At 72.0% G+C, this 11,645-nt stretch carries 9 protein-coding genes; 5 read left to right on the top strand and 4 right to left on the bottom strand.

What is annotated here, in order from left to right; all coding sequences use genetic code 11:
- Positions 1–190 precede the first annotated feature (190 nt).
- A complete protein-coding gene (locus tag ACZ4UU_RS36300) occupies positions 191–2,215 on the top strand; it encodes an NPCBM/NEW2 domain-containing protein (protein WP_471907660.1) in 2,025 nt (674 codons plus the stop codon).
- 79 nt (positions 2,216–2,294) lie between these two features.
- The gene (locus ACZ4UU_RS36305; RefSeq protein ID WP_471907661.1) at positions 2,295–2,936 is read left to right on the top strand and encodes a hypothetical protein; all 642 of its coding nucleotides are present in this window, start codon (positions 2,295–2,297) and stop codon (positions 2,934–2,936) included.
- A gap of 136 nt (positions 2,937–3,072) precedes the next feature.
- Here the strand turns inward: ACZ4UU_RS36305 and ACZ4UU_RS36310 are convergent, their stop codons facing one another.
- On the bottom strand, positions 3,073–4,026 hold the full coding sequence (locus tag ACZ4UU_RS36310; protein ID WP_471907662.1) for an ROK family protein: 954 nt from the start codon (positions 4,024–4,026) through the stop codon (positions 3,073–3,075).
- Positions 4,027–4,257: 231 nt separating this feature from the next.
- On the opposite strand from ACZ4UU_RS36310, the gene ACZ4UU_RS36315 reads away from it, so the two are divergent.
- Both ACZ4UU_RS36315 and ACZ4UU_RS36320 read left to right on the top strand, forming a co-directional pair.
- A complete protein-coding gene (locus ACZ4UU_RS36315; protein ID WP_471907663.1) occupies positions 4,258–5,307 on the top strand; it encodes a LacI family DNA-binding transcriptional regulator in 1,050 nt (349 codons plus the stop codon).
- A 7-nt stretch (positions 5,308–5,314) separates the two neighbouring features.
- Positions 5,315–6,106 (top strand): hypothetical protein, encoded by a 792-nt coding sequence (locus ACZ4UU_RS36320; protein ID WP_471907664.1) that lies wholly within the window; start codon positions 5,315–5,317, stop codon positions 6,104–6,106.
- A 3-nt stretch (positions 6,107–6,109) separates the two neighbouring features.
- Here the strand turns inward: ACZ4UU_RS36320 and ACZ4UU_RS36325 are convergent, their stop codons facing one another.
- On the bottom strand, positions 6,110–8,089 hold the full coding sequence (locus ACZ4UU_RS36325; RefSeq protein ID WP_471907665.1) for a serine/threonine-protein kinase: 1,980 nt from the start codon (positions 8,087–8,089) through the stop codon (positions 6,110–6,112).
- A 104-nt stretch (positions 8,090–8,193) separates the two neighbouring features.
- Entirely contained in the window at positions 8,194–9,498 is a 1,305-nt protein-coding gene (locus ACZ4UU_RS36330) for a DUF6986 family protein (protein WP_471907666.1), read from the bottom strand.
- A 205-nt stretch (positions 9,499–9,703) separates the two neighbouring features.
- On the opposite strand from ACZ4UU_RS36330, the gene ACZ4UU_RS36335 reads away from it, so the two are divergent.
- Positions 9,704–10,612 (top strand): endonuclease/exonuclease/phosphatase family protein, encoded by a 909-nt coding sequence (locus ACZ4UU_RS36335; protein ID WP_471907667.1) that lies wholly within the window; start codon positions 9,704–9,706, stop codon positions 10,610–10,612.
- Positions 10,613–10,669: 57 nt separating this feature from the next.
- Here the strand turns inward: ACZ4UU_RS36335 and ACZ4UU_RS36340 are convergent, their stop codons facing one another.
- Entirely contained in the window at positions 10,670–11,632 is a 963-nt protein-coding gene (locus tag ACZ4UU_RS36340; RefSeq protein WP_471907668.1) for an electron transfer flavoprotein subunit alpha/FixB family protein, read from the bottom strand.
- Positions 11,633–11,645 lie beyond the last annotated feature (13 nt).

Here is an 11,645-nt window from a genome sequence, read left to right on the forward strand (position 1 = left end):
TGTGGGAACGAGCTTAGCGCAGATTCTTGAACATGTTCAAAACCATGACTCAAAACCATACACAGGACCCCGCACACCGCCCGACGACTTCCAACACGCTTCCAACACACTCCGACAGGTTCTACCGTGAGCTCCACCATGACGCGTACATGACGTCATCCCGATCTCGCAGGTACGGAGGAACGTAACGATGCGTCACCTTCACACCCGCACAACCCGTCGCAGAGCGGTCGGAGCACTCGCCGCGGGCCTGCTCTGCGCGGCGGGACTCGCCACCCCCGCCGCCGCGGCCCCGTCCCCGGCGGCTCCTGTCGCGCCCGCCGTGGACGACGGTCTGGCCCTCACCCCGCCCATGGGCTTCAACAACTGGAACTCCACCCACTGCCGCGCCGAGTTCAACGAGTCCATGGTCAAGGGGATCGCGGACATCTTCGTCGAGAAGGGCCTGAAGGACGCCGGATACCAGTACGTCAACCTCGACGACTGCTGGGCCCTGCCGTCCAGGGACGCGAACGGGAAGCTGGTACCCGACCCGGTCCGCTTCCCAGGCGGGATCAAAGCGGTCGCCGACTACGTCCACGCCAGGGGGCTGAAGCTCGGCATCTACACCAGCGCGGGCACCAAGACCTGCAACACGGCGGGCTTTCCGGGCGCCCTCGGTCATGAGTACAGCGACGCCCGGCAGTTCGCGGACTGGGGCGTGGACTACCTGAAGTACGACAACTGCAACAACCAGGGCGTGGACGCCAAGCAGCGCTACACGACCATGCGCGACGCCCTGAAGGCCACCGGCCGGCCCATCGTCTACAGCATCTGCGAGTGGGGCGAGAACAAGCCGTGGGAGTGGGCGGCCGACGTCGGTCATCTCTGGCGCACGACCGGTGACATCAGCGACAACTGGGGCTCGATGCTGTCGATCCTCAAGCGCAACCTGCCGCTCGCGCCGTACGCGGGCCCCGGCCGCTGGAACGACCCCGACATGCTGGAGGTCGGCAACGGCGGTATGACGGACACCGAGTACCGCTCGCACTTCTCGATGTGGGCGATGATGGCCGCGCCCCTGCTCATCGGCTCCGATCTGCGGTCGGTCTCCGAGGAGACCTTCGAGATCCTCGGCAACCGCGAGGTCATCGCCGTCGACCAGGACCCGCTGGGCGAGCAGGGCGCGGTGATCTCGTCCGAAGGCGGGCGCTGGGTCGTCGCCAAGGAGATGCGGGACGGCAGCCGCGCGGTGGCCCTCTTCAACGAGTCCAGCTCGGCCCAGCGCATCGCCACGACCGCCGACGCGGTCGGCCTGGCCGACGCCGAGGCGTACACGCTGCGCGACCTGTGGCAGCACCGCAGCTACAACACGGCGGGCACGATCTCCGCGACCGTCCCCGCCCACGGCACGGTCCTCCTCCGGGTCGCCGCCGACCCCAGGTGGGCCCAGCACCCGCCCGCCGTCGAACTCGGCCTGGACGGCGACTCACTGGTCGAGGCGGGCGGAACGACCACGTGGACGTCGACGGTCACCGACCTCGGGCGTACGGCGGCCAGGCGCGTGTCCGTCGCCCTGACCGGGCCGGACGGGTGGACCGTGAAGGCGACGTCACCGGCCGCCTCGCCCGCACTGCCGCCGGGCCGTACCCTGCGCACCACATGGACCGTCACCGCGCCCGAGGGCACGCCGACCGGGTCGTACGACCTCACCCTCAGGACCAGTTACCGGTCACCGTCCGGCGTCCGCGTCGACAACGCGCTCCCCTTGACCGCGACCGTGGTGACGCCGCCGCCCTCGGGGACCTCCGGGCTCGGTGACCTCGCGTGGCTGTCGGCCGCCAACGGCTGGGGACCGGTGGAGCGCAACACCAGCAACGGCGAGAGCGCCGCGGGCGACGGGAATCCGATCACCGTCGGGGGTGTCGTGTACGGCACGGGGCTCGGTGTCCACGCCGAGAGTGCCGTCGAGTACTACGCCGGCGGCGCATGCGAGACGGTGACCGCCGACGTCGGTGTCGACGACGAGAAGGGCGCGAACGGCACGGTCGCCTTCGAGATCTGGGCCGACGACACCAGGGCCGCCGCCACCGACGTGCTCACCAACGCGACGCCGGCCCAGCCGCTCACGGCCGACGTGACCGGCGCCCGGGTGGTCCGGCTGGTCGTCACCGACGGCGGTGACGGCATCGATTCGGATCACGCGGACTGGGCGGCGGCGCGGATGAGTTGTTGACATTTGTCACTGCCCTCGGCCCGCCGACTCACCCGAACCTGGGGGGAGTTGATGCCGGAGCGAGGGAACAGGAGCAAGGGTGACGGCGACAGAGCGGGTACCGGGGTCCGTGACCGCCGGGCCGACCAGGTTCGGTGTCGTAGGCGTCTGGGCCAGGTCCCTGACGGCGGTGCTGGTGCGGCGTGGGCCGGTGCCCGGGCTGCGGCACTCGGCCGGGGTGCGGCAGCTGGTGCTGCCCCTGGTGGCGATGGAGATCGTGGTGGCCTTCTTGCTGTCGTCGATGCTGCCGCCCGCGGCCCGGCCGGTACACGCGGCGTTCGAGGCGCTGCTGGTGCTGGCCGGGCTCGGGCTGGTGGCGGTGGTGCTCCGGCATCCGCACGAGGTGGACGCCGAGCGGGTGGTCCTGCGGACCGGCTTCCTCGGAGAGGTGACGTTGCCGCGCTCGGCGGTCCGCTCCGTTTCGTCGGTGGTCCGCACGGTTCCGGGCCGGGGGCCACGGCCCGTGCCGGGCGAACCGGGCGCGGTGGCCTGCTCCGTGGGCAGCTCACTGAACGCGGCCCTGCGCCTGGACCCGCCCGTCCGCCTCGACCTGGGCACGACAGGACTGGTGGACGCGGCGACGGTGTACTTGTCGGCGGACTCCCTGCCGGACCTGTCGGCCGCGCTCGGAACGACCTCGCCGCGCCAGCGACGCCGGCATGCTCCAGACGACAAGGCCTAGGAACCGGCCGCACGGTCCGGGCCCGTCACGTCCCGGCCAGTTCCGTCACTCCCGTCCAGTTCCGCTCCGTTCCGTTCCGTTCCGTTCCGGCGAGTGAACGTTCCTGCCTCGCCGCGCCCCGACACCCGGCAGGCCCTCACACCCCCGCCGTGGTCGCCCCGGCCCTCCCCGCGAGCGCGGCCGCCGCGGCCCCCACCAGCCCGGCGTCCGTGCCCATCTGGGCCGCTGTGACGGTCAGGCGCTGGACGAAGGACAGGGTGGCGTAGTCGCTCAGCGCCTTGCGGAGGGGCGTGAAGAGGACATCACCCGCCTTGCCCACTCCCCCGCCGATCACGGCGATGTCGATCTCGACGAGGGTCGCGGTGGCCGCGATCCCGGCGGCAAGGGCCTGCGCGGCGCGCTCGAAGGAGGCCACGGCGACCGGGTCGCCCTCCCGGGCGGCGGCGGCCACCGCGGCGGCGGAGGTGTCGCCGTCCGGGCCGGGCTGCCAGCCGTTCTCGATCGCCCGTCGCGCGATGTTGGGGCCGCTCGCGATGCGCTCCACGCAGCCGCGCGAACCGCAGGGGCACGGGTCGCCGTCCAGTTCGACGCTGATGTGGCCGATGTGCCCGGCGTTGCCGGTGGGGCCGGGGTGCAGTCGGCCGTTCAGCACCAGACCGCCGCCGACGCCCGTGGAGACAACCATGCAGAGCGCGTTGTCGTGCCCCCGTGCGGCCCCCTGCCAGTGCTCGGCCGCCGTGATGGCCACACCGTCGCCGATCAGCTCGACGGGGAGGCCGCCGGCCGCCTCCCGGGCCCGCCGGACCAGCGGATAGTCGCGCCAGCCGGGCACGTTCACCGGGCTCACGGTGCCCGCGGAGGCGTCCACCGGTCCCGCGCTGCCGATGCCGAGGGCCGTGGCGCGGTCCCACAGGGGCGACGCGGTGAGCTCGCCGACGACCTCCTCGACGGCCCGCATCACCGTCTCGCCGTCCTCCCGCGCCGGCGTCGCGCGCTGAGCCCGGGCAACGATCGTGCCGTGGCCGTCCACCAGCGCTCCGGCAATCTTGGTGCCGCCGATGTCGAGCGCAGCCACGAGGTCGGTGTGCATCAGTGTCAGTTCTCCCCGTCAACCATTCGGATCTCCCCGTCAACCACGGGAACTGGGCGAGCCGGTCTCGCGGTGGGGGCGCAGGCCGGAGATTGCGGTGGACAGTGTCCCCTGGATCTGACAACGTTGTCCAGGCTCTATGCTCGACGCCACATCCTCATACAAACCCATGGACCGACGCATCCCCGTGGACCGACGCTTCCCGTGGACGACAGGACAGGACGCCGCATCGTGCCCGAGACCATCCGCCGATCCGACCGCGCACCCGAGCACCGCTACGGCAACCGTCCGACCATGAAGGACGTCGCGGCGCGGGCCGGAGTCGGTCTGAAGACCGTCTCGCGCGTGGTCAACGGCGAGCCCGGGGTCACCCCGGAGACGGAGCGGCGCGTCCAGGAGGCCATCGACGCCCTGGGTTTTCGCCGCAACGACAGCGCCCGGGTGCTGCGCAAGGGCCGTACGGCGAGCATCGGCCTGGTCCTGGAGGATCTCGCGGACCCCTTCTACGGGCCGCTGAGCCGTGCGGTCGAGGAGGTCGCCCGAGCGCACGGCGCCCTGCTCATCAACGGCTCCAGCGCCGAGGACCCGGACCGCGAGCAGGAGCTGGCGCTGGCACTGTGCGCGCGGCGCGTGGACGGGCTGGTGATCATTCCGGCCGGTGACGACCACCGGTACATGGAACCCGAGCTCAAGGCGGGCGTCGCCACGGTGTTCGTGGACCGGCCGGCCGGGAGGATCGACGCCGACTGCGTGCTGTCCGACAACTTCGGCGGTGCCCGCGACGGCGTCGCCCACCTCATCGCGCACGGGCACCGCAGGATCGGCTTCGTCGGCGACATGCCCCGCATCCACACGGCGGCCGAGCGGCTGCGCGGCTATCGGGCCGCCATGGAGGACGCGGGGATACCGGTGGAGGACTCCTGGATGTCCCTGGGTGTCACCGACCCCGAGCGGGTGCGCCGGGCGGCCGAGGAGATGCTCTCCGGTCCCTCCCCCGTCACCGCGATCTTCGCGGGCAACAACCGGGTGACGGTCACCGTGATCCGGGTCCTCGCCGATCAGAGCCGCCCCGTCGCCCTGGTCGGCTTCGACGACATCGAGCTCGCCGACCTGCTCCAGCCGGGCGTCACGGTCGTCGCCCAGGACGCCGCGGCCCTCGGCCGTACCGCTGCCGAACGCCTCTTCCGCCAGCTCGACGGCACACTGGTCACCCCCGAACGCATCGAGCTGCCGACACGGCTGATCACCCGTGGCTCGGGTGAACTGCCGCCGGCGGACTGAGCGGCCCATGGAGGACCTCACGACCGGCACGTCGCGCCACTCGACCCCGCACAGCCGCACGCTGGAGGCGCTCGGCCTGGCCGACGCACCACGTGACCAACCGCTCCTCTACCCGGGCGCCTGGCCCGCGGACTCCGGGCTGCTCGACGGGGACCAGTTGCTGCCCCTGGACCGGCTGGTGCACGACGACCGCGTGCCCGTCCTCGCGGTCGGCTCCAACGCCTGTCCCGGCCAACTGCGGCACAAGATGGACGCGTTCGGGATCACCTCCCCCATCCCGATGGTGAAGGTCCAGGTCACCGGCATCGACGTCGGCGTCTCCGCACACGTGAGCCGCCTCGGATACGTCTCCGCGTCGCCCTTCGAAGCCCCCGGCCACGTACAGGAGTTGTTCATCACCTGGCTCGACGCCGAGCAGCTGGAGGTGATCGACGCGAGCGAGGGCGTGCCGGTGCCGCACGGCAATTACGACCGGGTCTGGCTGCCGGCGCCCGACGTGCGGATCGACCTGGCCGACGGTGGCACCCTCCCGGGCACCTTCGTGTACGTCAACCGCCACGGCGTCCTGCACGGCGGCACCGGCGCGCCGCGCACCCACCCCGGTCAGCGGGCGCTGATCACCGAACTCCTCACGGGCTCGGCCCGGTTGCGGGAGCTGTTCGGTGACACCCCTGAGGAGTTCTGCGCGCGAGCGCGGGCCGACGCCCGGCTGTGCGAGCGCGGGACCCGGCTGTTCGCGCAGGAGCGGATGGTGACGGCCTCCGGGCTGGAGAAGTACGTCGAGGTGCGGCGGAGCTGAGGGTCAGCAGACGGGGAGTCCGGGCACCGGCTCGTCGTTGTTGCCGCCCTGGATGTACACGTCGCTGATGAAGACGCCGGTGTTGCCGCGGTCGTCGTCCGTCTTGGCCCACCAGACGTTGGTCCACTGCCCGGACGTCTCGCGTCGGCCCAGGTTCTGCTGGCAGTAGAAATAGTTGGTGCCGGCGTTGAGGACGCCCACCTCGGTGCCGGAGGCGGTGTACGACTTGGCCTGCGTCCAGACCTGGCAGTTGTACTTGCCGCCGCCGATCGACTGGCAGGCGTCGGGCTGGGTGGTGCTGCCACCCCCGCCCGTGGTTCCGCCGCCGCCTGTGGTTCCTCCCCCACCGGTGCCGCCGCCGCTGCCGGAACCGCCGCCCGTGGTGCCTCCGTCGGTGCCGCCACCGCCCGAGGTCTTGGTCGGGGACGCGGCGGTGGGCTCGTCGGTGGCGTCGGCCTTCGCCGTGCCGCTGGGGGACTTGGTCGCGTCAGGGGACTTCTTGTCGTCGTCCGTGTCGGTCAGGCCGGCCTCGCCCGAGGGGCGGGAGTCGGGGCTGCCGGTCGCCTGGGCAAGGGCGCCGGTGGAGGTGGTGGCCGAGGTGTTCTGCGCCTCGGTCTTGGACTCGCCCTCGTTGTTGACCAGGGCGGCCGTGACGCCGGCCGCCGCGAGGACGACGGTGACGGCCACGGCGGCGAGCAGGGCGCGGCCCTTGCGGCGGGCCGGGGTGGCGGAGGACGTGACCATCGGGCCCGTGGCGTCCGGGTCGTGCGGCTGCGGGGGCGGGCCGCCGTACGGAGACACGGCCGGGTGCGCCGGGGCGCCGTATCCGTGTCCCTGGCCCGTCTGTCCCGCCGAGCCGGGACCGGCGACGCCGAAGCCCTGGACGGGCGGTGTTCGGTGTCCGGGGGTCCCGGGTTGCTGGGCCGCCGACGCGCCCTGTGCCGCGCCCCCGAAACGCGGAGCACCTGGCAGGTCGGAGGCGGGTACGCCTTGCTGCCCGACGGGGTTCGCACCCGCCGTGGGCCCGAAGCCCGGCGGTGGCGAGGGGACGCTGCGCTCCGTCTCATCAGGGACGGGCCCGGCGCCGACCGGCCCCCGCAGCGCGGCGGTCGCCGTGTCCGTGCCGCCCGACTCCGCCACGGTCCGGAGGAGTTCGCATGCCTGGTCGGCCTCGGGACGGGACTCGGGCCGCTTGTCCATCAGCCGTTGCAGAACGGGGCCGAGGGCTCCGGCGTTGCGGGGCTCCGGCAGGGGCTCGCTGACGATCGCGGTGAGCGTGGAGAAGGTCGACGTGCGGCGGAAAGGTGCGGAGCCCTCCACCGCCGCGTAGAGCGTGGCGCCCAGCGCCCAGACGTCCGAGGAGGGGCCCGGGTCGGCGCCCTGGGCGCGCTCGGGGGCCATGTAGTCCAGGGAGCCGACGAGGTGGCCGGTGCGGGTCAGATGGGTGGCCGAGCCGTCGGCCGGGTCTTCCATGGTGGCGATGCCGAAGTCGGTCAGGACGACGCGGCCGGAGCGTTCGAGCAGGATGTTGCCCGGCTTGACGTCGCGATGCAGGACGCCGGCCCGGTGGGCGGCCGCCAGCGCGTCCATGACCTTGGCGCCGATGCCGGCGGCCTCCCGCGGGTCGAGGGTGCCGCGCTCGCGCAGCAGCGCCTCCAGGGAGGGGCCGTCGACGAGCTCCATGACGATCAGCGGGCGGCCGTCGACCTCGGCGACGTCGTGCACGGCCACCACGCCGGGATGCTTGACCCGGGCCGCCGCGCGGGCCTCGCGCTGCATCCGCAGCCGCAAATCGGCGAGTTCGGGACCGTCGGCGTCCGAGTAGGTCCGCAGCTCCTTGACGGCGACCTCGCGGCCCAGCACCTCGTCGACGGCCCGCCAGACCACGCCCATGCCGCCGCGTCCGAGCTGCGCCAGTACGCGATAACGCCCGGCCAGCAGCCGACCGGTCTCGTCCGCCTGTCCGTTCTCCCCCGATGACACCGCTGCCCCGTTCCTGTGACACCACTGACACGTCGATGCGTGGCGTACAGACTACGGGGCGGCGGTGACAACACCAGCCGGTGGTTGCGAAAGTGACAGGTCCGCTACTTCGCGGAAGCCGTCAAATCGCCCCTCCTGGGCGCCGCGAAGCCCTCCAGATCGGCGCGGGTCAGACCCGTGAGCCGGGCGACCTCGCCGATGTCGAGAGCGCCGCAGTCCAAGCCGCGCAGCAGGTAGCCGCTGAGGGCCTTGGCGGTGGCGGGCTCGTCCATGACGTCACCGCCGGCCCGGTTGGCGTATCGGGCGAGACGGGCCGCGGCCTGCTCGAAACCTTCACGGTAGAAGGCGAAGACGGCCGCGTACCGGGTGGGGATGTGGCCGGGGTGCATGTCCCAGCCCTGGTAGTAGGCGCGGGCCAGGGCGCGGCGGGTGAGGCCGTAGTGCAGTCGCCAGGCGTCGTGGACCTTGGCGGTCGTACCGACCGGCAGGACGTTCGTCGAGCCGTCCGACACGCGTACGCCGGTGCCGGCCGCCGCGACCTGCATGATCGCCTTGGCGTGGTCGGCGGCGGGGTGGTCGCTCGCCTGGTAGGCGGCGGAGACGCCGAGGCAGGCGCTGTAGTCGAAGGTGCCGTAGTGCAGGCCGGTGGCGCGGCCCTCGGCGGCCTGGATCATCCGGGCGACGGTGGCGGTGCCGTCGGTGGCGAGGATGGACTGGCTGGTCTCGATCTGGATCTCGAAACCGATCCGGCCGGGCTCCAGCCCGCGCGCCTTCTCGAACTCCTCCAGGAGCCGCACCATGGCGGTGACCTGCTCGGGGTACGTCACCTTGGGCAGGGTGAGGACGAGGCCGTCGGGCAGGCCGCCGGCCTCCATCAGGCCGGTGAGGAAGATGTCCAGGGTGCGGATGCCCCGGTCGCGTACGGGCGCCTCCATGCACTTCATGCGGATGCCCATGTACGGGGCCGACGTGCCGTTGTCGTAGGCCTCGGCGATCAGCCGTGCCGCGCGGGCGGCCGACTCGTCCTCCTCGGCGTCGGGGCGCGGGCCGTAGCCGTCCTCGAAGTCGACGCGCAGGTCCTCGATGGGCTCGCGCTCCAGCTTGGCGCGCACGCGCGCGTGGACGGGCTCGGCGAGTTCGTCGGAGAGGCCGAGGACAGCGGCGAAGGAGGCGGCGTCCGGGGCGTGTTCGTCGAGCAAGGCGAGGGCCTGGTCGCCCCAGGAGCGGATGGTGTCGGCGGCGAAGACGTCGCCGGGCACGTAGACGGTGTGGACGGGCTGGCGGCCACCCGGGTCCCCGGGGTAGCGGCGCTCCAGCTCGGCGTCGACCGGCGCGAGGGAGGCGCTGATCTCCTCGCTGACGGCGCCCGCGAGGCTCGTCGCCACCTTCTCCTGCTGGCCCTGACCCATCCCACACCCTCCTATTTTCCGCTATACGGAATCAACAATCCGTAGAATGAAGTTATCTGGGGACCTTCCGACTGGTCAACACCATGTCCACGGGGAGCCACTCCACCATCTCGCCATGTTCACGCTCATCTCAGGACGCGGTATCACACTTCCATACGCACGCCCCCGCACGACTCGTCCGGCCGTTCCCACCGAAGGAGCCCCCGTGCCGAACCACAGCCGAGTCACGCGCCGTCTGGGCCTGAAGGCCGTGCTGGCCGCCGCCGTCACCGCACCCCTCTCCAGTACAGCACTGCCCACGTCGTCCGCCTCGGCGGGCGAGCCCGCCCCCCGTGGCCATCTCCGGACCATGTCCTTCAACCTGCGCTTCGCCAGCACCGCCGAGCCCAACAGCTGGGCCGCCCGCAGACCGGTCATGCGCGAGCTGCTGCGCCGCGAGGCCCCCCATGTCATCGGCACCCAGGAAGGCGTCTTCGCGCAGCTGCTGGACATCGACTCCGACCTCGGCCCGCACTACGACTGGCTGGGCACCGGCAGGCTGCACGGCAGCCGCGACGAGGCCATGGCGGTCTACTACGACACCCGGCGACTGCGCCCGACCGAGTACGACCACTTCTGGCTCTCCGACACCCCGGACGTGATCGGCTCCAACACCTGGGGCGCGGCCTTCGCCCGCATGGTCACCTGGGTCCGCTTCCGCGATCTCGCCGACGCCGGAGGGCAGTTCTACGTCCTCAACACCCACTTCGACCATGTCAGCCAGTACGCGCGCGAGCGCAGCGCAGCACTCGTCGCCGCCCGGATCACCGGGTTCGACCGCTCGCTGCCGGTCGTGGTGACCGGGGACTTCAATGTCGCCGCCCACAGGAACACGGTGTACGACACCCTGCTCGGCGCCGGTCTCGTCGACACCTGGGACACCGCGCGCGAGCGCAGCGCGCTGTACGCGACCTTCCACGGCTACAAGCCGCTGACGCCGAACGGCGACCGCATCGACTGGGTCCTGACCACACCCGGGGTCACCGCGCACCGGGCGGCGATCAACACGTTCTCCGCCGACGGTCAGTTCCCGAGCGACCATCTGCCCGTGCAGGCGTTCCTGAGCCTGGGATGACACGAGGCCCCCGTGACCGCCGGACGGTCACGGGGGCCTCGATGTGCCCGATGGGGATCAGCCCTTGCGGGTCTTGATCTCCTCGGTCAGCGCCGGGACGACGTCGAAGAGGTCGCCGACCACGCCGTAGTCGACCAGCTCGAAGATCGGAGCCTCGGCGTCCTTGTTGATCGCCACGATCGTCTTCGAGGTCTGCATGCCCGCGCGGTGCTGGATCGCGCCGGAGATACCGGAGGCGATGTACAGCTGCGGCGAGACCGACTTGCCGGTCTGGCCAACCTGGTTGGTGTGCGGGTACCAGCCCGCGTCCACCGCGGCACGCGAGGCACCGACGGCCGCGCCGAGGGAGTCGGCGAGCGCCTCGATGATCGCGAAGTTCTCCGCGCCGTTGACGCCACGGCCACCGGAGACCACGATCGCGGCCTCGGTCAGCTCCGGACGCCCGGTCGACTCACGCGGCGTGCGCGCGGTCACCTTCGTGCCGGTGGCCTGGGCGGAGAACGTGACGGACAGGGCCTCGACCGCGCCCGCGGCCGGGGCGGCCTCCACGGTGGCCGAGTTCGGCTTGACCGTGATGACCGGGGTGCCCTTGGAGACACGGGACTTGGTGGTGAACGACGCGGCGAACACCGACTGGGTGGCCACCGGGCCCTCGTCGCCGGCCTCCAGGTCGACGGCGTCGGTGATGATGCCCGAACCGATGCGCAGCGCCAGACGCGCGGCGATCTCCTTGCCCTCGGCGGAGGAGGGGACCAGCACGGCGGCCGGGGAGACGGCCTCGACGGCGGCCTGCAGCGCGTCGACCTTCGGGACGACCAGGTAGTCGGCGTACTCGGACGCGTCGTGGGTGAGGACCTTGACCGCGCCGTGCTCGGCGAGCGCGGCGGCGGTGTCGGCGGCGCCGTTGCCCAGGGCGACGGCGACGGGCTCGCCGACGCGGCGGGCCAGGGTCAGCAGCTCCAGGGTGGGCTTGCGGACGGCGCCGTCCACGTGGTCGACGTAGACGAGAACTTCAGCCATGGGATTGCTCTCC

It is taken from the genome of Streptomyces sp. NPDC028907 (assembly GCF_055564995.1).